Source organism: Amycolatopsis sp. NPDC101161, from assembly GCF_044768185.1.
In the GTDB taxonomy this organism is placed as follows: domain Bacteria; phylum Actinomycetota; class Actinomycetes; order Mycobacteriales; family Pseudonocardiaceae; genus Amycolatopsis.
The window spans coordinates 720,087-744,630 of the sequence record NZ_JBIWPI010000003.1; the positions used below are offsets into that span (position 1 = coordinate 720,087).

At 73.3% G+C, this 24,544-nt stretch carries 20 protein-coding genes; 9 read left to right on the forward strand and 11 right to left on the reverse strand.

All coding sequences use genetic code 11. The annotated features are described in order from the left end of the window. Positions 1 to 8 precede the first annotated feature (8 nt). Complete coding sequence (locus ACIRSS_RS25165) at positions 9 to 842, reverse strand: MarR family transcriptional regulator (RefSeq protein ID WP_400898901.1); 834 nt, start codon at positions 840 to 842, stop codon at positions 9 to 11. Between the two features lie 95 nt (positions 843 to 937). After that, a complete protein-coding gene (locus ACIRSS_RS25170) occupies positions 938 to 1,387 on the reverse strand; it encodes a hypothetical protein (protein ID WP_400898903.1) in 450 nt (149 codons plus the stop codon). Positions 1,388 to 1,507: 120 nt separating this feature from the next. Between ACIRSS_RS25170 and ACIRSS_RS25175 the strand changes: the two genes are divergently transcribed. After that, positions 1,508 to 3,064: a Na+/H+ antiporter gene (locus ACIRSS_RS25175; RefSeq protein WP_400898905.1), complete on the forward strand. Its 1,557-nt coding sequence runs from the start codon at positions 1,508 to 1,510 to the stop codon at positions 3,062 to 3,064. Between the two features lie 70 nt (positions 3,065 to 3,134). Continuing rightward, positions 3,135 to 4,406, forward strand: a complete 1,272-nt coding sequence (locus tag ACIRSS_RS25180; RefSeq protein WP_400898907.1) for an APC family permease — start codon at positions 3,135 to 3,137, stop codon at positions 4,404 to 4,406. 63 nt (positions 4,407 to 4,469) lie between these two features. On the opposite strand, the gene ACIRSS_RS25185 is transcribed toward ACIRSS_RS25180, so the two are convergent. Beyond that, complete coding sequence (locus tag ACIRSS_RS25185) at positions 4,470 to 9,371, reverse strand: RHS repeat-associated core domain-containing protein (protein WP_400898909.1); 4,902 nt, start codon at positions 9,369 to 9,371, stop codon at positions 4,470 to 4,472. Positions 9,372 to 9,713: 342 nt separating this feature from the next. Here ACIRSS_RS25185 and ACIRSS_RS25190 point away from each other — a divergent pair, with 342 nt between their 5' ends. The 7 genes from ACIRSS_RS25190 (at position 9,714) to ACIRSS_RS25220 (ending at position 17,507) form a co-directional block, all read left to right on the forward strand. Then, complete coding sequence (locus tag ACIRSS_RS25190; protein ID WP_400898911.1) at positions 9,714 to 11,948, forward strand: hypothetical protein; 2,235 nt, start codon at positions 9,714 to 9,716, stop codon at positions 11,946 to 11,948. Next, positions 11,941 to 13,203, forward strand: a complete 1,263-nt coding sequence (locus ACIRSS_RS25195; protein ID WP_400898913.1) for a hypothetical protein — start codon at positions 11,941 to 11,943, stop codon at positions 13,201 to 13,203. The genes ACIRSS_RS25190 and ACIRSS_RS25195 overlap by 8 nt, the downstream gene beginning before the upstream one ends. A gap of 17 nt (positions 13,204 to 13,220) precedes the next feature. Beyond that, on the forward strand, positions 13,221 to 13,757 hold the full coding sequence (locus ACIRSS_RS25200; RefSeq protein ID WP_400898915.1) for a hypothetical protein: 537 nt from the start codon (positions 13,221 to 13,223) through the stop codon (positions 13,755 to 13,757). A 37-nt stretch (positions 13,758 to 13,794) separates the two neighbouring features. Then, positions 13,795 to 15,090, forward strand: a complete 1,296-nt coding sequence (locus tag ACIRSS_RS25205) for a hypothetical protein (protein ID WP_400898917.1) — start codon at positions 13,795 to 13,797, stop codon at positions 15,088 to 15,090. 5 nt (positions 15,091 to 15,095) lie between these two features. After that, complete coding sequence (locus ACIRSS_RS25210) at positions 15,096 to 16,088, forward strand: hypothetical protein (RefSeq protein WP_400898919.1); 993 nt, start codon at positions 15,096 to 15,098, stop codon at positions 16,086 to 16,088. Next, positions 16,067 to 17,218: a hypothetical protein gene (locus ACIRSS_RS25215; RefSeq protein ID WP_400898921.1), complete on the forward strand. Its 1,152-nt coding sequence runs from the start codon at positions 16,067 to 16,069 to the stop codon at positions 17,216 to 17,218. The genes ACIRSS_RS25210 and ACIRSS_RS25215 overlap by 22 nt, the downstream gene beginning before the upstream one ends. A gap of 100 nt (positions 17,219 to 17,318) precedes the next feature. Next, entirely contained in the window at positions 17,319 to 17,507 is a 189-nt protein-coding gene (locus tag ACIRSS_RS25220; RefSeq protein ID WP_400898923.1) for a LuxR C-terminal-related transcriptional regulator, read from the forward strand. Here ACIRSS_RS25220 and ACIRSS_RS25225 read toward each other — a convergent pair whose 3' ends face one another. From ACIRSS_RS25225 to ACIRSS_RS25260, 8 genes are all read right to left on the reverse strand, one after another. Further along, complete coding sequence (locus ACIRSS_RS25225; protein WP_400898925.1) at positions 17,508 to 18,689, reverse strand: cytochrome P450; 1,182 nt, start codon at positions 18,687 to 18,689, stop codon at positions 17,508 to 17,510. 88 nt (positions 18,690 to 18,777) lie between these two features. Continuing rightward, the gene (locus tag ACIRSS_RS25230) at positions 18,778 to 19,671 is read right to left on the reverse strand and encodes a sucrase ferredoxin (protein ID WP_400898927.1); all 894 of its coding nucleotides are present in this window, start codon (positions 19,669 to 19,671) and stop codon (positions 18,778 to 18,780) included. Next, positions 19,668 to 20,963 carry a cupin domain-containing protein gene (locus ACIRSS_RS25235; protein WP_400898929.1) on the reverse strand — a complete coding sequence of 432 codons (1,296 nt, stop codon included), beginning with the start codon at positions 20,961 to 20,963 and terminating at the stop codon, positions 19,668 to 19,670. The genes ACIRSS_RS25230 and ACIRSS_RS25235 overlap by 4 nt, the downstream gene beginning before the upstream one ends. Then, positions 20,950 to 21,171, reverse strand: a complete 222-nt coding sequence (locus ACIRSS_RS25240) for a hypothetical protein (RefSeq protein WP_400871560.1) — start codon at positions 21,169 to 21,171, stop codon at positions 20,950 to 20,952. Before ACIRSS_RS25240 ends, ACIRSS_RS25235 begins: the two co-directional genes overlap by 14 nt. A 215-nt stretch (positions 21,172 to 21,386) precedes the next feature. Further along, on the reverse strand, positions 21,387 to 21,902 hold the full coding sequence (locus tag ACIRSS_RS25245) for a DUF2231 domain-containing protein (RefSeq protein WP_400898931.1): 516 nt from the start codon (positions 21,900 to 21,902) through the stop codon (positions 21,387 to 21,389). Positions 21,903 to 21,946: 44 nt separating this feature from the next. After that, positions 21,947 to 22,690 (reverse strand): FAD:protein FMN transferase, encoded by a 744-nt coding sequence (locus tag ACIRSS_RS25250; protein WP_400898933.1) that lies wholly within the window; start codon positions 22,688 to 22,690, stop codon positions 21,947 to 21,949. After that, positions 22,687 to 23,115 (reverse strand): FMN-binding protein, encoded by a 429-nt coding sequence (locus ACIRSS_RS25255; protein ID WP_400898935.1) that lies wholly within the window; start codon positions 23,113 to 23,115, stop codon positions 22,687 to 22,689. Before ACIRSS_RS25255 ends, ACIRSS_RS25250 begins: the two co-directional genes overlap by 4 nt. A gap of 13 nt (positions 23,116 to 23,128) precedes the next feature. Beyond that, positions 23,129 to 24,511, reverse strand: coding sequence for a ferric reductase-like transmembrane domain-containing protein (locus ACIRSS_RS25260; RefSeq protein WP_400898938.1), 1,383 nt, complete (start codon positions 24,509 to 24,511; stop codon positions 23,129 to 23,131). Positions 24,512 to 24,544: the final 33 nt, after the last annotated feature.

Genomic DNA, 24,544 nt, shown 5'->3' on the forward strand with positions numbered 1-24,544 from the left:
CATCGCTCCTACGACGGGAAGGCCGTCCGGAAAGCGGCGGAAATCGGTGCGAGGTCGGCGATGAGGCAGCCGAGTTCGCCGGCGGTGAGGGCGTCGTACGGCGGCTCCGCGAGCCGGTCGGTCAGGGCCTCGACCCGCTCCTTCGTGGCTCGGCCGGCGGTGGTGAGCCAGCCGTCCGTTCCGACGAGACCGCGGTCGCGCAGGCCGTCGATGACCGCGGTCAGCTGGGCGGCGGGGAGGTGCCAGACCCGGCCGAACTCGTTGGCGGGCATGTCCACGGACAAGGCGTGGAGCACGTGGGCTTCGGTGCCGCCGATGCCTTCGGTCACCAGGGCGACGGTGTGGCCGTCGCCGCGGTGTTCGCGCAGCAGGGTGGCCGCGTGCCACAGCCGGGCCACCGGCTCCTCGGGTACCGGAAGGGCGCGCAGGGCGGCGTAGAGGGCGCGTCCCTCGACGCGGGCGCTCGTCGCCGCCTTCAGCAGCAGGTCAGCGGCGCGCGCGACGGCCGGGTCGTCGGCGAGCTCGCCGAGGATCCGCCGCATCCCGGCGACGCAGCCCCGTTCGCGGGCGGCCAGCGCGGCCTCGGGCGTGGTCAGCTCCCAGACGCGCGGGAGGTGCCGGGCCACCTCGCCGGGGGCGAAGTTGTAGAAGATGGCGTGGACGACGTCGGCCGGCACCCCGCGACCCAGCGGCGCGGCCCGGCCGGCGAAGTAGGCGTCCCACGGGTTGCGCAGGCCCAGCGCCATGAGGGCTTCATCGGCCTCGTCGGCGAAGTAGGGGACCAGGCCGATGGGCTCGACCAGGTCGTACATGCGGCGGGCGACCGGTTCCGGGTGCGACATCTCGTCTCCTGAGGTTCGTGGCGGCGGTTCACCCACTCCACGAACGGCCACCACCGGATCCGACAACCGACCTCGAGCCGATTTTCTCGACCGTCTTACTGCCAGCCGAGCTCGGTCAGCCGGTTCCGGACCTTGCCCACGGGCCAGAAGGTCACCTTGTCCAGTCGACCGGACGAGGTCCGGAACTTGAGACCGCGGCTGAAGGGGCCGCGCACCCACCGCACGCCGGTCACCTCGGCGCGGGCGATCCGGATCGGTACGAGGGTCCGGACGCGCAGCTCGATCTGGGTTCGGCTGACCAGCAGGTCGGCGAACGGCCACGTCACGTTGACGCCGTTCACCCAGGCGCCGCCCCGCAGGACGACGTCGTAGTCCTCGTCCCGCAGCGCGGCGACCTGGCGCGCGTGCTCCGAGGCCGGCGGCGGGACTTGGCCGACACCTCCGGTCTTCTCCCGCCGCCGGCTCTCGAAGAACACCGTCGTCACCAAGAGAGCGCAGAGCGCCAGCAGGACGATCCCCACCGCATGAGGGCTCTCCCACGTCACCGGCGAAGTGTCCCAAGCGCCCGGCCGATCGACCCGCACGGGCGGGCGCGTCGCGTAGGCTGATCGCGGCGCGCCGGGAAGTCTGGTCGGCATCCGGAAACCGGATCGGGAGGGCCAGCCGTGCGCGGAGTCGAAACCGTACTTTTCCTGGTGGTCGTGGCGACCGTCGTGGCCACCTTCGCGCGGCGGCTGCGCATTCCGGCGCCGTCGCTGCTGGTCGTCGTCGGGGTGGTCGTCGGGTTGCTGCCCGGTGTTCCGGCGGTGCAGGTGACCCCCGACGTGATCAGCCTGATCGTGCTCCCGCCGTTGCTCTTCGCCGCGGGGGAGGAGCTGCCGTGGCGGGACCTGCGCGCCGTCGGCCGTCCGGTCGCGGTGCTCTCGGTCGGTTTGGTGCTCTTGTCGGCGGCCGCGGTGATCGGGACCGCGGTGGCCGTGACGCCGTTGCCGGTCGGGATGGCGTTCGTCCTCGGCGCCGTGCTGGCGAGCACCGACCCCGTCGCGGTGACGGCCCTGGCGCGGCGGCTCGCGCTGCCGCCGCGGGTGCAGGCGCTGATCCAGGCCGAAAGCCTGTTCAACGACGCGACCAGCTTGCTGCTGTTCCGGGTGGCGTTGTTCCTCGCGGTCGCCGGCGGGGCCGCGTCCTGGGGCCGGACGCTGGGAGAGTTCGGCCTGCTCGCCGGCGGCGGCGTCGCGGTCGGGGTGCTGACGGCGATCGGGGCGTTCCTCATCCGCCGGCGCACCGAGGATCCGGTCCTGGAGACGGTGATCTCCCTGGTGACGCCCTACGCGGGGTACGTCGTGGCGGAGTCGGTCGGCGGGTCGGGCGTCACCGCGGTCGTCGTGGCGAGCGTGATCCTCGGGACCCAGGCCGAGCGGCTGACGACGGCGCGGATCCGGCTGCAGGTCGGCGCGGTCTACCAGACCGTGGTGTTCCTGCTGGAGAGCGTCGTGTTCGGCCTGATCGGGCTGCAGTTGCCCGCCCTCGTCCGCCGGGTGGCGGGCGGCGGTGCCTGGTGGCTGCTGCAGGCGCTGGCCATCGCGGCGACGCTCGTCCTCGCCCGGCTGCTGCTGGTGTTCGTCCTGTCCGCGCTGCGCCAGCGGCGCCTGGACGGCCGGCTCTCCTGGCAGGTGCCCGCGGTCGTGTCGTGGGCCGGTGCGCGCGGGGTGGTGCCGCTGGCCGCGGCGCTGTCCCTGCCGGTGGCCACGATGGACGGTTCGGCGCTGCCGGCGCGGGACCTGGTGCTGCTGCTGACGACGGCGGTGATCGTGCTGACGCTCGTGGTCCAGGGGTTCACGCTGGCGCCGCTGGTGCGCCGCGCGGGCATCGCGCTCGACCCCGCCGACCTGCGCACGGAGTACGCCACCGCGCGCCGGCGGCTGGCCGAAGCCGGCTTGGACCACCTGGACCACCTGGCCGAGACGGAGTCGGTGCCGGCGTTCGTGGCCGACCGGCTGCGCGCGGGCTGGCAGGCCCGGCTCGACCGCGTCCGCGCCGACGTCGAGGACCGCGGCGCGGACCTGGGCACCGGGATCGACGAACGGGCGCTGCGGCGGGAGCTGATCGACGTCGAGGCGGCCGAGCTGGCCCGGCTGTTCGAAGCCGGCGAGATCACCGACGCCACCCGGCGGCGCATCCAGCGCCTGCTCGACCTGGAACACGCCGGGCTCGAGGACTGAGCGGCGCCCGTCCACCCGAGGTTTCCGCGGAGTTCAGATATATCAATCTGGTTTGATGTATCGTCCTGGCGTGCCCGATACCGAAGTCCCGCCGCCCTCGTTGGAACGCCGGCTGGGCACGAAGGACGCCGTCGTGATCGGTCTCGGCTCGATGATCGGCGCGGGGATCTTCGCCGCCTTCGGGCCGGCTGCCAAGGCCGCGGGGACGGGTCTGCTGGTCGGCTTGGCGCTGGCGGCCGTGATCGCCTACTGCAACGCCGTCGCGTCGGCCCAGCTCGCCGCGCAGTACCCGGTGTCCGGCGGGACCTACGTCTACGGGCGCGAGCGGCTCGGGCCGTGGTGGGGGTTCACCGCGGGCTGGGGGTTCGTCGTCGGCAAGACCGCGTCGTGCGCCGCGATGGCGCTGACCTTCGCCACCTACGCGGTGCCCGGACCGGTGTGGGTGCAGCGGCTGGTCGCCGTCGCGGGCGTGCTCGGCCTGGCCGCGCTGAACTACCGCGGGATCACCAAAACCGTGGCGCTGACGCGGATCCTGGTCGGCACCAGCCTGGTCGCGCTGGCGGTGGTGGTCGCCGGGATCGCGTTCGGCGGGGGCGCGACGACCCGGAACCTCGGTGGGGTGGAGTCGCTGACCTCGGCCGGGTTCTACGGGATCGTCCAGTCCGCCGGGCTGCTGTTCTTCGCCTTCGCCGGGTACGCGCGGGTCGCCACGATGGGCGAGGAGGTCCGCGATCCCCGGCGGACCATCCCGCGCGCGATCCCGATCGCGCTGGGCCTGGCCGTGGTGCTCTACCTCGTCGTCGCGGTCGCGGCGCTGCTCGCCGCCGGACCGGACGGCCTCGCGAACGCGGCCGCCCCGCTGGTCACCGCGCTCGACGGCGCCGGTGCCGGGGGACTGGTTCCCGTGGTCCGCGTCGGTGGTGCGCTAGCCGCGCTGGGCGCGCTGCTCGCGCTCATCGCCGGGATCGGCCGGACGAGCCTGGCGATGGCCCGCGAACGCGACCTGCCCACCTGGCTCGCGGCGGTCCACCCGCGCTTCCGCGTGCCGCACCACGCCGAGCTCGCGCTCGCGGTGGTGGTTTCGGTGCTGGTGCTCACGGTGGACCTGCGCGGGGTGATCGGCTTCTCGTCGTTCGGCGTGCTGGTGTACTACGCGATCGCCAACGCCTCGGCGTTCACGCAGGGCGCGGAGAACCGGCGCTGGCCGCGGTGGCTCAACGTGCTCGGCCTGCTCGGCTGCCTGCTGCTCGTCGCGACCCTGCCGTGGGAGTCGGTGGGCGCGGGGCTGGGGATGTTCGCGATCGGACTGGCCGGCCGCGCTTGGGTGCTGCGCGTCCGCTGATGCCGCTCGAGTTCCCTTGAGCGGCATCTCCACCCGGCTGACCAACTTCCCCGGACAGCGCAGCTAACCCAACCTCGGCCGCTTCGCCGGCGGTCCGGTCGGCGACGCCGGTGGGGTGTGGACCGGCGGGAGACCCGACCCCGGCCGTTCGCTGGTCGGCGCGTGCGGCATCGGGGTGCCGTCGGGCAGGACGCCCGACGAGCCCGGGGGCAGGCCGTTCGGCGCCTGGGGATAGGACGGCCACGGGCCGCCCGTGTGGTTCGGCGCGCCCGGGTTCGTGTACGTCGGGTGGGAACCGCGGTCGGGGCGCGGGGGCATGTACTTGTCCTCGTGCGCGCCGGTGCCGGACGAGCTCTTCGAGTACTCGACCTGGCCGTAACTGCTGCCCTGGCGGTTGTAGTGCTTGTTGTCCTCGATGGGCAGCTTGTGCCCGGTCTCGTTGAAGTAGGTCCCCGCCGCCTTGTTGTGCCCCATGATGGCGTTCTTCTTGGGGACGATCTGGTCCGGCGTGCCGTCCTGGTGGTAGGTCTGGAACTGGCCGTGCTTCTGCATCCACTTGTTCTGCGCGTCGGTCTTGAGGCCGGGCGGCATCTGGTGCTTGTTGACCAGCGCGTCTTCGAACATCGGCCGGATGTTCTGGTGCGTCCAGCTCGGGTTGTCCATGCCCGCCGCCGGGCGGTTCTTCTTGTTCTTGTTCGGCCCCGCCGGCGCCGACTCCTTGTACCAGCCGCCGCCCGGGGACTGGCTGTACTTCCCGCCGCCCGGCGACTGCATGATCGGGTTGTTCCCGATGTTCGTGTCGAGCGTCAGCTTCGGCTTGCCGCAGGACTGCGGCGCGAGACCCAGCGGGTCGATCTGCCCGAACGGGTTGTCCACGTAGGCGTAGGGATTGGGCCCCGGCACCAGGCCGAGCGGGTCCGGGCTGAGGTAGCGCGCGGTCACCGGGTCGTAGTAGCGCTGGGCGTTGTAGTGCAACCCGGTTTCGGCGTCGAAGTACTGCCCGGGGAACCGCAGCGGGGTCGCCGCCGGGGAACCCGCACCGGCGGGGGCGCCGTACACGCTCGTGCGCGCGCACCACGTGATCCGGCCCTGGTCGTCGACCAGCTCCGCGGGACTGCCCGTCAGGTCGGCGACGATGGCGTCGAACCGGGTGTCCACCCACGCCTGTCCCGGCCGGGACAGGCGGCCGCGCTGCGCGAGCGGCCGGTAGTCGCCGGGCTCGTAGTCCCACACCGTCGCCTGCACGGCGTCGGGCGTGTGCCGGGCTTCCTCGACGAGCAGCTGCCCGTCCCAGGTGAACTCGACGCGCTCGAGCGGCGTCCGGCCGTCGGCGGCCAGGTGCTCCTTGGCGACGCGGCGGCCCAGCGCGTCGTAGGTGTAGTGCCAGCGGCTGCCGTCGGGAACCCCGGCCGCGACGAGCCGGTCGTCGTCGTCCCACGTGAACCGCCAGGTCAGCTTCGCGCCGCCGGGCATCGTGCGTTCCCGGAGGACGACCCGCCCGCGCCGGTCGTGCCCGTAGCGGGTCCCGCCGGCCGCGGTGACGAGCGGGCCGACGAACGTCCGCCGGCCCACGAGGTCCGGCTCGGCCGTGGGCCACGACGCTTCGGTGACGTTCCCGGCTTCGTCGTAGCGGTAGGACTCGGCGCCGCGCGGGGACCGCACCTCGGTGACCCGCCCGAGCGGGTCGAGGCCGAACTCGCGCGGACCGGCCGCCTGGTCGTGCAGCGAGACCAGCTCGCCGTCGGCCCGGTAGCCGTAGGAGCGCTGTTGGCGGGCGGCACTGGACCGGTCGGTGATCACCTGCGACGCCAGCTGCGAGTTCGGCGTCCAGGTCTGCAGCAGGGTGGCGCCGGTGCCGAGGGTGCGGCGCACTTCGCGCCCCGCGGCGTCGTGGGCGAACCGCAGGTCCCGGCCGGCGAGCCGGGCCGCGACCGGCAGGCCGGCGGCGTCGTACTCCCACGCGCTTTCCGCGCCGGACGGCGTCATCCGGTGCACCCGGCGGCCCGCGGCGTCGTAGGCGGAGCGTACCGTGCGGCCGTTGACCGTCTCGGCCAGGACCCGGCCCACTGCGTCCCGCTCGTAGCTGACCCGGGTGGTGCCGTCGTCGGCCGAGAGCAGCTGCCCGGTCGCGCTGACCTCGAACCGGGTGGTGCGGCTCCCGTCGCTCTGCTCGACGAGGTGGCCGGCGAGGTCGTAGCGGAACGTCGTGCGCTGCCCGTCGGGGCGGACGCGTTCGACGAGCCGGCCCGCCGCGTCGTAGCCGAAGGTCGTCACGCCGCCGGCGAAGTCGGTTTCCCGCACCAGGTTCCCGGCCGCGTCCCGTTCGTAGCGCCAGACCCGGCCCTGCTCGTTGGTCACCGCCTCGACCCGCAGCTCGCCGTCGTAGCCGACCGAGATCCGGCTGCCGTCCGGGAGGATCTGCGCCGTCGGCTGGTCGAAACCGCCGTATTCGTAGCGGGTGACGCCGCCGGCCGCGCTCGTGTGCATCCGGTTGTTGCCCTCGCCGTCCAGCACCCACCGGTCCTGGGTGCCGTCGGGGTTCTGGTGCCAGGCCAGCTTTCCGTCCACGGAGTAGCCGAAGCGCTCGACGCCGCCGACGGGGTCGGTGATCGCGACGACGCGCCCGAACTCGTCCCGTTCGTAGCGCGTGACGCCGCCCAGCGGGTCGGTCACCGCGACCGGCAGGCCGGCCGCGTCGTTGACGATGGTGGCCGTGGCGCCGGCGGGGTCGGTCAGCGCGACGGTGAACCCGTGGTCGTCGTAGCGGTACCGGGTGGTCGCGCCGTCCGGGGCCACGACCGCGGTGAGGTTGCCCCGCTCGTCGAACTCCTGGCGCGTCGCGACGCCGGGGGCGTCGTGGACCGTCACGGACCGCCCGTCCGCGGCGCGCTCCCAGGTGCGTTCCGTGCCGTCCGGGCGGATCTCGGCCAAGAGGTTGCCGAGCTCGTCGTAGCGGTAGCGCGTGGTGCGCCCCACCGGGTCCGTCGAGCTCAGCAGGTGGCCGCGGGCGTCCCACTCCGAGAGCGTCGCCTGCCCGAGCGGGTCGACCTCGCGGACCACCTGGCCGGCTTCGTTGAAGTGGAATTCGGAGGTGTGGCCGAGCGCGTCGGTGGAGCGGGTGACGCGGTTCTCCGGGGCGTACTCGAGCACGCAGTCCAGGAAGCCGCCCGAGCCTTCGGTGCGGACGACGCGGCCGGCGTGGTCGTAGTGGTAGCGGAACCACTCGTCGTTGCGGTCGGTCCAGCCCACGATGCGCCCCGCGCGGTCGTAGGTGTAGGTCATCGCCTGTCCCGACGGATTCGTGACCGAGACGAGGTTCCGGCGGTCGTAGCCGTAGCGGACCAGCTCGACCTCGCCGTCGCCGGTGACCGCGAACAGCGCGGTGACGAGCCCGTCGACGGTTTCGAAGCGGACGCGGTGCCCGGCGGTGTGCCGGATCTCCAGCGGCCGGCCGTCCTCGGCGCGCACGACCTCGAAGGCGTTGTCGTTGCGGTCGGTCACCGACGTCAGCAACGCGCGCCCGGCGCCCGGCGCGAAGTAGAGCAGCCGGCCCAGCTCCTGGTCGTCGACCAGGTAACCGCCGTCCGGCGCGCGCTTCAGCGGGCGCAGCGGACCGCTTTCGGCGACGACCCAGTCGTCCGTGCCCGGCGTCGGGTAGCGCAGCAGGGTGCCGTCTTCGGCGGCGAAGCTGACGCCGTGCGCGTCGGCCTCGATCCGCTGGTCCACAGTGGACACCCAGCTGCCGCCGAGGAAGAGTCCCGCGCGGTAGCCGGAGAAGTGCGTCCGCCGGAACACCAGGGGCAGCACCCCGAGCAGGCTCGCGTCGACCTCTTCCATCACCATCTGCCCGGTCGAGACGGCGACCGGGTCGGTCACGCAGACCTCGTCGCCGATCGAGCGGTTGTTCTCCCCCTGGTCGCGGATGCCCTGCGGCTTGGTGTCGTCGGGGTTGCCGCGGGAACCGGTGCCGCCCTGGTGGTTCCCCGAGGTGTCCGGGCCCTTGCCGGGCGCGCCGGACGGGGTGGTGGAGTCGCCGTGGCCCGGGGACCCGTTGCCCTTGTCCCCCGCGGAGTCGCCCTTGTGCCCGTTCGGGCCGCTCCCGCTGTGGTCACCGGCGGTGCTGGTGGAGTCGCCGCCCTTGCCCTTGGGCCCGTCGAGGCCCTTGGGGCTGCCGTTGATGTCGGCGTGCTTCGGTGTCGGCGCGGCCTTGCCCGGCTTGATGTTCTTCAGCGCCTTGCCGGCGTCGTCGAACAGCGAGCCGGCCCGCTTCAGCAGCGGCATCAGCGCCTTGAGCGCCTTGACCAGCTTGGTGGTGAGCCCGCTGATCTTCGACGCCGTCTTCGCGACCGCGGCCACCACCTGCGGGACGACCCAGGTCAGCCCGATGCCGAGCGTGAACACGACCTGCAGCGCCCAGGAGATCAGGTGCCCGACCAGTTCGGCGATGATGTCGCGCACGAGGGCCCGGACCGCCGCGACGACCTCGCCGGCCGTCTTGACGCCGCTGGCCGCGCCCTCGCTGCCCTTCTGGGCGGCGGTGAGCAGCGTCGAGGTGTCCTCGGCGCGCGTCCGGTAGGCGTCGGCCGCCGGGCCCGACCACCCGCCGAGGTCCGCCTTGACCAGGTCCACCAGATCGGCGGAAACGCTTTCCAGCTCCTTGGCGACGTTCGTCCAGGTCTCCGACTGCGCCGAGATCTCGTCCGCGTTGCCGGTGAGGGCGTTGAGGGCTTCCTTGAGCGGGCCGACGTGCTCGATGAGCCACCCGACACCGGCGGCGAGGATGGCACCGAACGGGTCCATCGCCATCGACAGCGCGTCGAGCGCGGTCCCCACGGCGCCCATGGCCACGGACGCCCAGTCGCCGCTCTCGATCGCCGACTTCAGGTCGGAGGCGCTTTCCAGCAGCGACACCCCGGAAATAGCCGTCGTCGAATCCTTGACCGGCGCAACCAGCGGATTACTCACCGCGCGGGGCCCCCTACTGCAGAGTTCACGATCAGGTCGTCGGAACAATCGACAGTAGCGAAACTCGGTCTTCCGGTGGGCGAACCGTGCCCGAAGGGGCACCCAGGAGGAGTCGGAGACGCACAGCCTGTGGAAATCGGTGCTCCCGGGGCAACCGGAACCACGCGCCGGTACCTGGCGGAAAAGCCACTGGTGACCACGGAAGCGGCCGTGTCACGCTGAATTCACATCGTCCGTCCAGACAGGACGCACGCGGAGGTTCGTGCGGCCCCGCCGGCTCCCGCGATGGCGAACTCGTCGCGCCGGCCCGGGGCTGGGGCGGTCAGCTGTGGAGGTTTCCCGATGAGCGTGCCCGTGCTCGACCCGTACGGCGAAGAAGTGACCACCGAGATGGGCGCGACATCGCCGTTCGCGCCGGTGAGCCTGTCGGGCATGGCCGAGCCCGCGCCGGCGCCGCCGCTGCCCGGTCAGGTGCTGCGGTCCCCGTTCGCGGAGGCCGCGGTCGCCGCGGGCGACGGCGACCGCGCCGCCGAAGCCACCGATGCCCTGCTCGCCGAGCTCGAAGACCCCGGTTTCACCGAGGCGCTGGAGGCGCTGGCGGACGAAGCGGCCGCCCGCCACCTCAGGTCGGTCGGCACCTGGTCGAACGACTCGGAAGCGCCGACGCTCGCCACTGCGGACACCATGCAGTGGCTGGAGCACCTGGCCGGCGAGGCCGATCGGATGCTGGGCGCGCTCGAGGCGTACTTCGGCGACCGCCCGGCGGATTCGCTGCAGGAGGGCGAAATCGAGGCGGCCACCGGGATCGACGGGTTCACCGATCCGGCGGACGTGCAGCAGCTGTTCTTCGGCAGGTTGCTGGACAAGGCGAAGAAGCTCGCGAAGGGCGCGGTCAAGCTCGCGAAGAAGGGCCTTTCCGTCGTCGGGAACCTCGCGCTGGGACCGCTGTTCGGCCAGCTGCGCCTGCTCGTCAAACCGTTGCTGGGCAAGGTGCTCGACTCCGCGATCGGCAAGCTCCCCGAATCGTTGCGCCCGTTGGCCACCCAGCTCGCCGCCAAGCTCCGCGGTGAGACCGACAGCCACGAGGAGGAGCTCGCGGACACCTTCGACCGCAGCCTCGCCGAGCTGGTGACCGCTCCCGACGAGAACGCGGCCGCGCACTTGCTGGCCGAGCTGCAACCGGCGGACGAGGACACGTACGCCCCTTCGGCCGCGCACGAACTGGACTCGGCGCGCGTCCGGCTGGCCCGCGAGCTGACCGAGGCCGACCCCGGCGTCGCGCCCATCGCGCAGCTCGAGCAGTTCATCCCCGTGGTGATGGCGGCGATGCCGTTGATCCGCATGGGTGTCCGGCTGATCGGCCGCGGCCGGATCGTCGACGGGATCGCCAAACCGCTTTCACAGCTGATCGCGAGCATGGTCGGGCAGGACGCGGCGAACCTGCTGTCGCGGCACATCGCGAGCGCCGGGCTCGGCTTGCTCGGCCTGGAAGCCGGCGGCGGCGACCCGACGCTGGGCGGCGAGGCGCTCGCCGCGGCGGCCGAGGACACCGTGCGGAAGGTGCTGACCCTGCCGCCGGAGTCGCTGGAGAACGAGCTGCTGCTGGAAACCGAGATCCAGGACGCGTTCGGGGAGGCGGCCGCCCGCCACCTCCCCGCGAACGTGCTCCGCCCCGAACTGGCCGAGCCGGGCGTCGACGGCGAGCACGGCGTGTGGCTGATGATGCCGCGCGCCACCCGGCCGTGCTTCCGCTACAAGAAGTACAGCCGGGTCATCCCGGTGCGGATCACCAGGTCGATGGCCCGCGCGGTGCTCCTGTCCGGCGGCGACTCGCTGGAACGGCGGCTGCTCGACGACGGCGCCGAGACCTGGCCCGTCGACGGCGAAGTGGAGTTGTACGAGCTCCTCCCCGGTGGTGGGCTCGGGCACGTCTCGGCGTTCGAATCCACCGACGGGCCGATCGCCGCGGCCGAGGAGTTCGAGGAGCTCACCGAGTCCGCCGCGACCGTGCTGGCCGGCAATGCGCGCCTGGCCCACGTCGGGCACCACGGCCGTTCGGGCGGGCACCGCCGGCCGGGCAGCCGCTACTTCCGCTTCCGCCACCGCGGGCGTCCGCTGCACCGCCGGCACTTCCTCGGCGTGCTGTTCGACCTCACCGCGCCGCAACCGGTGCTGCGGGTGAACCTCGTGCTCGGCGAGCGGGACACCCACGAGCTCGCCGCGCACCTGCAGCGACGGCACTTCGTCCAGGTGGTCTCGATCGTCCGCCGGCTGCTCGGCCCGGCCGCGCTGAAGGCGCTCGAACACCGCCTGACCCGGCTGATGACCAAGCACGGCATCACCGCGGAGGCGGGATCCGCGGCCCGGCTCGCCCAGCGGCTCGTCGACGGCGTCCTGCGCGCGGTGTCGGACCAGCTTCCCGCCGCCGCGGCCACCCTCGCCAAGGCAGCGCAGGACCCGGCCCCGGGCGCCACGCTGACCTTCACGTTCGGGTTCGCCGACCGGGCGGCGCTCGCCGCGGGCACCCCGGTGAGCGACCCGGCCGTCGCGATCAGACCGGGGCGCCACCGTGACTGAGGCGGTGGACCGGCAGTCGGAGGCGGAGCTGGCCCACTGGCAGCTCGCGGTCGAGGCGCTCGCCGACCTCGACACGGTGGCCGCGCCCGAGGCGTGGCAGGCACTGGAGGACTACCTGCAGCGCCAGGTCCGCGACCGGCTGTCCGAGCTGGTCGCCGTGCTGGTGGCCGAGGGCAAGGCGGCGCGCCGCCTGCTCGGCCAGGGCGGCGACCCCGGGGCGGTGCGGCAGGCGGTGCTGAAGCTGCGCACCCGGTACCTCCAGGTGGAAACGATCCTCGACTTCTACGGCCACGCGGTGAACAGCCGGACCAACCCGGCGCTGCGGGCGGTGCTGCGCGGTTACGACACGCTCGCGGGCGACAGCATGGCCGCGATCCTGACCCGCGTCGGCCTCGAGCCACCGCCCGCGCTGGTCTACCTGGACCACGGGCTGGGCGCGTCGATCCTGCGGGCCGGCATCCGGCTGTGGGACCACAGCCACCCCTCACCGGCCGCGGCGATCAAGCTGACCCGGCACAACCTGGCCTACCCGACCGCGCTGCTGCACGAGACCGGCCACCAGGTCGCCCACCTGACCGGCTGGAACACCGAGCTCGCGGACGCGCTGTCGGCCCGGCTCGCGCCGCGATCGGCCGAGCTGGCGCAGACGTGGCGGGACTGGGCCGGGGAAATCGCCGGCGACGTCCACGCCTTCGTCCAGGCGGGGTGGGCGCCGGTCGCCGCGCTGGCCAACGTCGTCGACGGTCCGACGTCCGCGGTGTACCGGACCAGGTTCGGCGATCCGCACCCGTTCCCGTTCCTGCGGGTGCTGTTCAACGTCGAGCTGTGCCGCCGCTGGTTCGGGGCCGGGCCGTGGGACGACCTCGCGGCGGCGTGGCACCACCGGCACCCGGTCGACCGGGCCACCGGGGAGAGCGGAGCGCTGGCCCGCGCGAGCCTTCCGGTGCTGGGGGACCTGGTCGACGTGTGCACGCGCATGCCCATGGCGGCGTTCGGGGGCGAACCGCTCTCGGCGCTGCTCGACCCGGGCCGGGTGTCGCCGGCGGCGCTGGGAGCGCTGGCCCGGCAGGCCGGTCCCTCGCTGCTGACCTCGGCCTACCTGAGGCGGCGCGAGCCGTTGCGGATCCTCGCCCTCTTGTCCACGCGCGCGGTGCTCGCTCCCGAAGCCGCGGCGGACCACCAGGCGGCCCTGCTGGCCTGGGTCACCTCCGTCGGTGCGGACGCCGCACCGGCCGCCCCCCATCGTGCAGCTTGACCGGAACGAGGAACCCCATGACGAATCCGAAGACCACCGAATCCCGCGCCGTCGCCGGCCGCACCAAACAGGCCGCCGCGGAGGTGGAGCCCACCGGCGAGCGCGATCCCATGCTGGCCCAGCTGGTCTCCCTGACCAAGTCGATCGGCGAACTGGCCCGGCGGCAGAACGGCTCCGCCGGTGAGCGGGTGACCGCCGCCGCGACCGACGACTCCGCGGAGCTGGTCAGAGTCCAGTTCGCCTACAACTTCCTCGGCTTCGTGCTGGGCCGGCGGGCGCCGGCCGTCTTCCAGCTGCCCAAAGTGGACGTCAAGCGGACCAGCCGCAGGCTCACCTTCACCGGTCTCGGCGAGGCGACGGTGGCGAAGGTCCGCACGGCCGGCAACGTCACCCGGCTGCTGGAGGGGCTGGTGGACGGCCAGTACGTGATCGTCGACGACGGCAAGGACGCCATCCGGGACGACCAGCGGATCGACTCGATCGTCACCTTCACCGCGCGCGACGGGGAGCCGGTCGCGATCGGCCCGTGCCTCGACCCGGTCCCGGGCGAATGAGCCCCTGAACAACGGAGACAGCGTCATGTTCTTTCCCTTGGCCAAGATTTTCGGTGCGCAGCGGGTGTTCCGCCTGCATCCCTGGCAGATCGCGTACTTCCTCGACGAGGTGTGGGGCGGGGCCCGCCGGACGCCGCAGATCCCGGACCCGACCGGGCAGTCGGACCTCAAGTTCTTCGCCACGTTCTTCGACGACGCGGTGCTCGACGCGCTCGACCTGCCGACCCAGCCGGGCGACGACACCTTCACCTCGACCGACGGGCTCAACGCGTTCCTGGCCCCGTCCGGCATCAACAACGACGTGCCGTTCAGGTTCGAGTGGAGCGGGCGGCCGAACCAGCTGTTCTGCCCGCCGCTGCTCTGGCACCACCTGGCCTACGCCTACGTCCTCGAGAGCACGGGCATCGTCGAGATCTTCGCCGAGGTCGTGCGGCGGCTGCTGGTCGGCGAGACGATGGGGGTGCTGTCGCCGGACAGCATCGCCTGGCTGCGCGCGACCGAGCAGCTGTTCTTCCGGGACAGCCCGACGTTCTCGGTGGCCAGCGTGCTCAGCGAGGTCCGCCCGTTCGACCGGACCAACCGGCGCAACGCGTACTGGCGCATGTTCGGCCTGGACCTCGCGCACCCGGTGCCGCCGGTGTGGGCCGGCTCCGGCCCGCTGGCCGACTGGAAGGCGCTGACCGGCCCGGTGAACCTCGACTTCCGGCAGAAGTGGAGCGAATTCCTGCGCCAGGTCTGGATCGGCCTGGAGAACACGGCGAACAACAGCGGTCCCAACCCGACCGACCCGGGCTACATCGCCCTGCTGTCCACCGCGATCAAGGACCTGCTGGGCAACCGCCGCCGCGGCGGCTCCCTCGCCCGCGAGGAGTTCGCCTACGTGACGATGCTGAACTGGTTCCACCTGACCATCGACACCGACACGTCGGTGATCACCGACCTGCAGGCGCAGGCGAGCAACGCGGCCGACCGGCTCGGGGCGCTCGGGCAGAAGGTGGGGATCACCCCGGCCCTGCGCTCGCGGGAGCTGTTCGACCTCGCCGAACCGATGTCGACGCTGCTGCGCGGCATCGAGCTCGGGCTGTTCGACACCGAGGAGACCGCGGCGAGCCTGTTCACCGGCAAGAACAACCTCGTGAGCGACGCGCGCTCGGTGATCAACAACTGGCAGTCCGCCACCGGCGAGCGGGTCAAGGAGTCGCCGGCCTACCCGCGTCCCGTCGTCACCGGCACCCAGCCGTTGCGGGTGCCCGTGCCCGCTTCGCCGCCGACCGGCATGAAGGCGTCCAACGGAGCGACCCTCGCGCCGTCGGTCAACGGCCGGAAGGAGTGAGGACGGTGCGCGGCTGGACACTTCCCGAACCCCGGTGGGAGTGGGAGTGGACGCACGCGTCCGTGGCCGAGCCGGCCCCGGAGCGGGAAACCCCCGCGGCACCCGCGGTCGCCACCGTGAAGACGTGGGCCGGCTCGTTCACCGTCGACCGGTACACCCTGCAGGACGTGCTGTCGGACGACATCGACCGGGTCATCGGCCACGGCGCCGACATCGGCATCGCGTTCACGCCCGGCAAGTTCGCCGACGCCGAGCGGATCGAGTTCCTCCAGCTGGCGCGGTCGGTCAAGAACGGCTTGCCGCACAACAAGTACACCGCGAACGACAAGGAGCGCCGGACCGCCGAGAGCCGGATGGTGCCCGGCGACGGCGCGCACATCGACCGGTTCCCGCGGAACCCGGCGCCGTGGTACGAGCCGGCGACCCCCGGTGCTCGCCGCCAGGACGCGAACGGGCAGTGGCAGACGACCGACGCGACGATGCACGACCAGCCGAACCTGAGTTCCGGCGACGACGGCACGGCGGCGGACACGGTGCACACCGGGCTCTGGAGCCAGCAGTTCGAGACGGCGGCCGTCGTGACGGCCGGGACCCAGAAGGGCACCTACTACGGCTCGGTGCGCTGGGGCTGGACTTGGCCGCACCGCGGACCACTCGCGCTGGTGAAGTTCGAGGTCGTGTCCGCGGGAGTGCCGTCGCCGACCTTCCTGGCGGCGGCCCGGCTGTGGAACGCGAGCAAGACGTCCGGCGACGTCCCGTCGGAAGCGGTACCGATCGCCGAAAGCCGCAAGGTGACGGCGAAAGCCGCGCGGCTGTGGGACAACCTGGCCACACGCAAGACGATCGCGACCTTGCCGAAGGGCACGCCGCTGCAGCGGCTCGACGTCCGCCCGAGGTCGCCCGTGCCGTCCCAGTCGTGGTTCTGGACGAAGGTCACGGTGACCGGCGGCGCGCACGCGGGAAGGACGGGCTGGCTGTGGCTGACCGATCTTTCCTAGCCGGCCCGAACGGATTGCTCAGCCCGTTCGCCAGTGGACTGTCCGATGTGGAGGGTCACTTCTCGCTGGAGCGCGAGCTGGAGGACTGGGCCGACACCGTGGCGCGGCTGCCGATCCTGGCTCGCACCGCACTCAAGTCGGGCAACGCGGCTCTGGCCGTGCAGCTGCTCGTCTCCGGGGGAAAACGGGACGAGAACTGGCTGACCGACGTCGTCTTCCACGCTCGGCACCCGGAGCTGCGCGGGCGGGCGATCCGGCGCGGCGAGCGCGCGTTGACGCAGGAGTGGACCGCTGTCCGCACGAGCATCGTGCGCCCGGCGCTGCAGGCCCCGGTCGTCGTCGCGGCGCCCCCGGCGGCACCGGCGCGGCAGGTACCCGAATGGCGGCGGTTGGCTCTGGCCGCGGCCGGAATCAATGCAGCCGACTGGAAACCGGACGAGGGCTTCGAGCGCCAGCGGACGATCGTCGAGCGCGTCTACGCCTATTACGCGGGACTGTTCAATCGGAACGAGAACCTGCTGTGGGCCGGGATGGCGAAGCTCGCGGGCGGCGCCGTCTACCACGGGCTGCTCGAGACGCAGCAGCAGTTCGACGCCGCCAAGTGGGGAATCGGCCAGGATCCGAGCGCCGGGCTCATCGTGAACTACGCGCACGGGCTGCAGGTCGTGCTGCTCCGGACGCAGCAGGCGATCTTCGAGGACCTGGCTTGGCAGCACCAGGCCTTCGTCCAAGCGGGTCTGCCGGAACTGGTGGCCACCGCCGGTGCGCAGGCCGACGCGTGGCGGGACATCGCTTCCGGAGATGCCGGCCGGGTCCGGCGGGGAAATCACGAACTGCTGCTGCGGGAGCAAAAAACCGTCGTGGCGCCGTTCTACGCTCAGATCCGCGACATGAAGGACTTCGACCTGATCCCCGACCAGATGTCCCGCGAAGCGCTGTCGCCGGTACCCGGCGGGAAGCCGTTCCGTGAGGTCGTCCCCGGCGGCGACATCACGGTGTTCGAAGACCGGTGGAAGTGGATCGAGGCCGACATGCTCCCGGCGTACGAACGGCTCACCCCGCAACGCCGGCGCCAGCTGGTCAACACCCCGCTGGGCGAGCTGGCCGCCCGCCGCTGGCCGCCCGGCTGACTGTCGACGGATTGTCGACGGGGCCTGGGACGCTGGGGGCGTTCGCAGGTGTGAGGGGGAGACAGTGGAAATCGCCGTGTTGTGCAGTCCGGTCGGGGTGTTGAGCGACCGGGAGCTCGAAGTGCTCGCGATCGTCGCGGAGGACAAGACGGATCGGGAAATAGCGAGCCGGCTGGTGATCAGCGAGCGCACGGTCCGGGCGCACGTCAGCCGGATCATCCGGAAGCTCGGAGTCGCGTCCAGAGTGGGCGCGGCGGTCGTGTTCGTCGAATGGAAGGTCCGCGTTTGACTACCAGGTGACGGGCAGGCTCGCGACCCCGCGCATCAGTCCACCGCGGCGCCACTCGAGGTCGTCCGCGGGGATCGCGAGGCGCAGGCCCGGCAGCCGGTGGACCAACGTCGAGAGCAGGACGCGCAGTTCCAGCCTCGCCAGTGGCGCGCCGACGCAGTGGTGCACGCCGAAGCCGAACGCCACGTGGTGGTTGACCTTGCGGCCGAAGTCCAGGTCCTCGGCCGCGGCGAACACCGATTCGTCGCGGTTGGCCGAGTCCAGCTGGACCAGGACCGCGTCGCCGGCCCGGATGGGCTGGCCGCCGATTTCGAGGTCCTCCTTGGCGATCCGTGCGAGGTCCGCGACCGTCGCCAGCGGGACGAACCGCAGCAGCTCTTCCACCGCCGACGGGATCAACTCGGGATGGGCGACGAGCGTCGTCCACCGTTCGCGGTCGGAGAGCAGCTCCACCAGGAAGCTGCCGGTGAGGTTCGCCGTGGTCTCGTGCCCGCCGGCCAGCAGGGCCACGCCGAGCATGAGCAGTTCGTTGTCGCTCAAGCGGTCTTCCTCGTCGCGGGCGGCGACGAGCGCGGTCAGCAGGTCGTCGGCGGGCTCCGCCCGGCGCTGCGCAATCAGCGTGTTCAGCGCTCCCGCCAGCCTTCCGCGCGCCTCCGTGACGTCCGCGGCGGTCACGGCTCCGCCCGAGGCGACCAGCGTTTCGGTGCACTCGCGCACCATCCGGCGCTGGTCCGCCGGCACGCCGAGCAGCTCGCTGATCACCAGCACGGGCAGCTCCCACGCCACGGCCGACGCGAAGTCGACGGGCGGGGTGAGGCCGTCGAGGAGCGTGTCGGCGATTTCCCGGATCCGCGGCTCGAGCAGCTCCACCCGGCGGGCGGTGAACGCCTTGGCCACCAGCGCGCGGATCCTGTGGTGCTCGGGCGGATCCATGGCCAGCAGGTTGCCGGCCGGTTCGAGGCCGGGACGCCCGCGCGGCACGTCCGCCCCGGCCGCGGCGGCGCGCGAGAACCTTGGGTCGGACAGCACGAACCGCGTCTGCTCGTAGCGCGTCACCAGCCAGGCGTCGCCGCCGTAGGGCATCGTGACGCGGACCGGCGCGCGCGCCTTCCGCAGCTCGGCGAACCGCGGGTGGACCTGCAGCGCCACGGCGTCCCCGAAGGGGTAGGGGTGGACCTCCATCGCCTCATCGTGGGGCACGCCCGCGCCGGGGCGTACCGCCCAACGGTGGTCCCCCCGCACTCCTTGACCAGGCGCCGCGAACGACGGGCTACCGGTCGACCGGGCGGAACACTTCCACGGGATCGAAAACCCGGACCCGGCCCGGCGGCCGGGCGGCACACGTCAACGGCCGGTCGACCGTCACGAGCCGTTCCCGGAGCAGGACAGTGCAGTCGGGCCGCGCCAGCGTGACGCGCCAGGCGCTGTCGTCCTCCCGGGTGCAGGCGACCGGGTGCAGGTCGTCCACGCCCGTCGCGCCGGTGGCCACGCGCGCGTGGTGTTGTGCCGCTTGGACGACCGGGGAAACCGAGGACCGTCCGCGCAGGGCGTCCGGGGTGAGCGTTCCGCGCGCGTAGCCGCGCACGAGGGCGAGCGCCTCGGCCGGTCCGACGCCGCCGAACGTGAACCCGTGGGGCAGCAGCACGAGGGCCGGGGCGAACCGGCACCCGCCGATGTGGCTGCACTCCCAGGTGCCCTCCGGGTCGGCCGCGGCCAGCGCCGCCGCGAGCGGGCGGCCGCGGACCGCGCAGCAGGTGTCGTGCTTGCCGTGCGCGCAGACCAGCGTCAGCGGCCGCTCCGACCGGCGCCCGGCGAGGTGCGGCACGGCCGCGACCTCGGCGTCGCCGTGGTACTCGCCGGCCCGGATCTCCTCGCGGCCGGGGCGGGCGTCGACGCGGAACCACCGGCGCGGGCCACCCGCTCCCGGGGTGCGGCGTCCCGGCCGCCGGATCAGCACGACCCGGCCGCGGGTTTCGGCCGCCCAGCCGGAAAGAGCGGCCAGCACGTCCGCGTCGAACGCCGCTAGGGCGCTGCGCTCCCACGGCCTCGCGTGCTCGACGAGCAGCCACTGGTCCGCCGGCGGCGCCGTTCCTTCGCGAGCGTCGCCCGCGGCGTCGGCGAGGTCCGCGCAGCGCGGCCGTCCGGTGAGCGGCATGGGGGTCATGGAGTGCAGGCCACGAGTACGCCTTCCCGCAGCAGTCTCCGGACGAGGACGAGCTGGTCCGCCTCGGGCAGGCCCGGGAGCGAGCCGACGCGCCACGGCTGCCCGTCGAGCGCCGCGCGCAGCGCCTCGGCCGTGGCCGAGGGCAGCGTGATCCGGCGGTCGGCCAGCTCCAGCGCGATCCGGCCGTCGCCGGTCTCCTGGAGGCGGTGGCGCAGGCCGTGCCGGCGACGCACGGTGTCGCCGGGGGTGAGCTCGTGGGCGAACCGCGCGGCGGCGATCGGGCCGACGGGCTCGGGCCGGCCGCCCGGCCACACCCGGGCGCGGACGTGCCGGGCAACGTCGTCGGCGGTGACGGTAGTCAGCGCCTCGGCCAGCGTCGCCCGCACGACGTCGAGGTCGGCGGCGAGGTCGGCGGGCTCGGCGACGTCGACCCCCAGCGGCAGCGAGGTGCGCAGCCGCTCGTCGGAGGCGACGAGGTCGGCGAGCGCCTCGACCAGCGCGTACCGGGTGACGACGTGGACGCCGATGGTCAGGTGGGCGGAAACGTCGCCGAGCGCGGTGGCCGAGTGCAGCCAACCTCGCGGCAGGTACAGGACGTCTCCGGGCTCGAGCACCCGGTCGAGCACCGGGGCGTCGTCGCGCGCGCGGGCGGCGACGGCTTCCGCGCGCTCGGCCCACGGCTGGCCGCGTAGCGGGGCTTCGTGGACGGGAGCGTGCACCGTCCAGTGCTTGCGGCCGGCCAGCTGCAGCACGAACACGTCGTGCACGTCGTAGTGCGCGGAAAAGCCCTGCGACGACGGGGGCGTGATGTAGGCGTTGGCCTGGACCGGGTGGCCGAGCTCGTCGGTCAAGGACACGGCGAGGTCCGCGATGGCCGGCCAGGTGCGGTGCAGGCCCTGCAGCACGATCGTGCTGCCGTCGCCGAAGAGGGCGGCGACCTTGTCGTCGCGGACCTGGTCGCCGATCTCCGCGCCGACGCCGCCACCGCCGGTGAACGCACTGGAGTCGAGCACGGCGCCATCGCGGGCGAGGCGCAGGAACGGCGTGCGCAGGCCGCGGCGGGAGAGGAGCTCGTCGACGCCGTCGAGGTCGAGCAGGTCGGGGAAGCCGTTCTCGCCGGCACCGGTCCGGACGAGGGGCTCGCGGCCCCAGTGCCGCGCGGCGAAGCCGTCGACGTCCGGGCCGACGAGCCGCCGCAGGGTGGCCTGGGGGCGAGCGCCCGCCGGCACCGAGAAGCCCGTGTCCGGGTCCTCGGTGCCGGCGACGGGCTCGCCGAGATCAGCGTGCGCCACTGTCCGCGCCGCCGTCGGCTCCGCCGTCGTGCTGGCCGGGGGTGCCTTCGCCCGCGCCGGAGTCGGCCGGGCCTTCGGCGCCGCTGTCCGCTCCGCCGTCGGCTCCGCCGTCGTGCTGGCCCGGGGTGCCTTGGCCGGCCCCGGAGTCGGCCGGACCCTCCGGCCCGCCGCCGGAGGTCGTGGAGATGTCGTCGTCGTTCAGGCTCATGTCGGGTCCCTTCGGTCGTCCCGGCCGGACGCCGGGGTGATCGCGGCGGGGTTACCCCGCACGACCGCGGGTCATGCACACGGCGTCCGATATGGACGCGGAGGGTGAACGGCGGGCTCGCGCGGGTCGGCTCTAGGTGGTCCGGCCCGGGGATTCCACCCGGTCAGAGGCGGAGCCCGGTCCTCGTGAGCCGTTCCTCCCGTCCGGTCTCGGGCTCAGCCGCCGGGCCCGCGCGGCGCCGGGGTCGAGCTGAACTGGCCCTGCCAGCTGGCCTGCGCGCCGGAGTCGCCGATGCGGTAGATGTCGTAGACCGCCGCGCCCGCGGCCACGACGGCGAGGACCGACAGCACCACCGTCACCGGCGTCGACGCCGGGGCCAGGAACGTCCGGCTGGACGCGGGGGTCCGCAGGCTCTCCCGCCGGCGCCACCAGACGAGGAGCGCGAGCACGGCCACCGGGAGCGCGACCCACAGCGCGGTGTCGCCGAGCTCGGTGTGGTCCCGCACGAGCGGGGTCGAGGCGACGCGGCGCTCCAGCCATTCGCCGGCGTCGGTCGTGATCGGGACGAGGATCACGACGACGACGGACAGGATCGCGTTCGGGCCGGCGAGCTTGCCGCGCGCGGCGGGCCAGAGCGCGCTGAGGACCAGCAACAGGGCGGACAGCGGGAGCAGGACGACGATCGCGTGCACGAGCAGCACGTGGGCGGGCAGTCCGTTCAGGGTGGTCATGGTGTCCTTTGTGGAGGGTGACGGGATCGGGGACGCCCACGTGCTCAGGGAGCGCGGGCGAGGACGGCGACGCGGTAACCCGGCGCGTGCGTCGAGACCCATTCGGCGACGTCTTCGCCGCCACGGGCGAACGCTGCCGTCGCGAAGACGTCCGCCCAGAGCAGGGTCGGCCCGGTGACCGTCACGGCGAGCAGCTCGCTCGGGTGGGTGCCGGTGCGCGGATCGACGATGTGCGCGCCGCGAGCGGCCGAGCCGGACGTCGCCACGCCCCCGGCGCGGAGGTCGAGGATCGCCAGGAAGGCGGCCGTGCCGGCGGGGTCTTCGACGGCGACCCGCCACGGCGGGGCACTTGCGGTGCCGACCCGGCCGGTGATGTCGCCGCCGACGTTGAGGTAGTGGTCGAACCCGGGGAGGCGGGCGACGTGGGCGGCGGCGTGTTCGGCCGCCCAGCCCTTCACCAGCCCGGACGGGTCGAAGCCGCCGGGCAGTGCCGCGTCGAAGTAGCCGTCGGTGCGCTCGCGCGCTTCGTCGCACAGCGCCACGACTTCGGTGAGCCACGGGTGCCACTCCGCACGCGGCAGCTCGCCCCGGCGGAGCGCGCTGACCTGGCTGTCCGGCCGGTAGGTGCTGAACAGTTCGTCGGCGGCCCGCAGGTGCCCGAACACCGCCGCCACGGCCGGTTCCACGGCGGGGTCGGTGTCGACGCGTGGACCGCGCACGTGCAGGCTCGCCGCCGTGCCCATGACCGGCCGGGTCCAGGACCGGCGGGGCCGGTGCGCGGCGGTCACCGGTGGGCCTGGTCGATCGCCGACTGCAGTGACTGCTGGTAGCCCTCGGAGGTGTACGTCGCGCCGCTGACCGTGTCGATCTGCGCGCTCTGGGCCTGCAGTGCCTCCTGGTTCAGCTCCGGCACGGCCGCCGAGTTGATCCGGACGTCGCGGCCGCTTTCCTGCGGGTACTCGATGGCCTGGGCGTCGGTGATCCTGCCGCCCGCGACGGTGATCCGCACCTGGACCGGGCCGTAACGGGTGTCGGCGGCGTCCCCGGTGAACGTCCCGCCGGTCCCGGCGGTGGGCGCTCCAGGGGCGGGCGGGTTCGTCGTGCGGGCCGGCCGGCTGGTGGCGACCGGCGTCTGGTCGGTGCTGGTGCGGTAGCTGAACAGCAGCACGACGACGGACACGGTAGCCGCGAAGGCGATGGTGATCCTGCGCATCGGAAGTCCTTTCCTACCAGGCGAACCGCTCGGCGTGGACGCGGTCGGCGGGTACGCCGGCGCGGCGGGCGCTCTCCAGCACGGCGCCGGTCCAGGCGTCGGGACCGCACACGTAGACGTCGTGGTCGGCGATGTCGGGCACGAGGTGGCGCAGCACCTGCTCGTCGGGCACCGGCGCGTACCCCGCGGGCAGCCACGACGCGCGGTCGCGCGAGCGCCGCCCCAGCAGGTAGTGGATCCGGATCCCGCGGCGGGCGGCGAGTTCCTCCAGCTCCCGCCGGAACAGCAGGTCCGCCGGGCGGCCGGCGCGCTGGAACAGCACGGCTTCCCCCGGCTGGTAGGGGAGTTCGTCCAAGAGCGCGCGCAACGGCGTGATCCCGATGCCGGAGGCGAACAGCGCGAGCTTCCGTCCTTTTCGGACAGTCCCGGTCAAGCGGCCGTACGGGCCTTCGAACAGCGCGGGGGTGCCGGGGCGCAGGCCGGCGAGCCGGCGGCTGCCCGCGCCGAGGTCCTTCGCCGTGATCCGCAGCCGGTGCCCGTCCGGGGCGGCCGAGAGCGAGAACGGCTTGCCCCGCGTCCAGCCCGGCCCGGAGGCGAACCGCCAGACGAAGAACTGGCCCGCCGCCACCGGAAGCCGGTCGAGGTCACGGCCGCGCAGGTACACCGAGACGACGCCGCGGCCTTCGGGCACGACCTGCTCGACGACCAGGCGGTGCCGGACGTTGAGCCACACCGGCAGGCCGACGCGGAACACGAGCACGGCGCCGGCCGCCGACGCGTAGGCGGTCCACCAGAACGCGGTGGCGACCGGGGAAGCGGTGAAGTCGGCGCCGGTCCACAGCTGGTGCGGCAGGGCGAGCCCGGCGCCGAGGTAGGCGTAGAGGTGCAGCAGGTGCCAGGACTCGTAGCGCAGCCGCCGCCGGGCCGCCCGCACCGACGTCACCGCGACCATGGCGAGCGCGGCCGTGCCGGCGGCCGCCAGCAGCATGCCCGGGTAGGTCGTCACCAGCGCCCACGCCTCGGCCAGGACGCCGGAGCGGTCGGTCGCCGCGTAGCCGAGGGTGATCAGCACGAGGTGCGCGGCGAGCAGGGTGATCGAGGTGAACCCGGCGAGCCGGTGCCGGCGGGCCAGCTCGTCCTGGCCGTAGCCGCGCTCCACCCACGGGATCCGCGCCATCAGCAGCACCTGCAGCAGCAGGAGGTCCGCCGACAGCAGCCCGGCCAGCCGCCCGGTGGAAGTGAAGAAGTTCGTGCCGAGGTCCTGCAGGCCGCGGCCGGACACCCAGAGCGCGACCACGAACAGGACGCTCAGCCACGCCGTCAGGCCCGCGGCGTCCCGCCACCACGCGCGCACCGCGGGCCGCGCCACGCGGCGGGCGGCGAGAGTGGCGGACATCGGGCTCCTCGGGTGATCGCTTCCGCGGTCCAC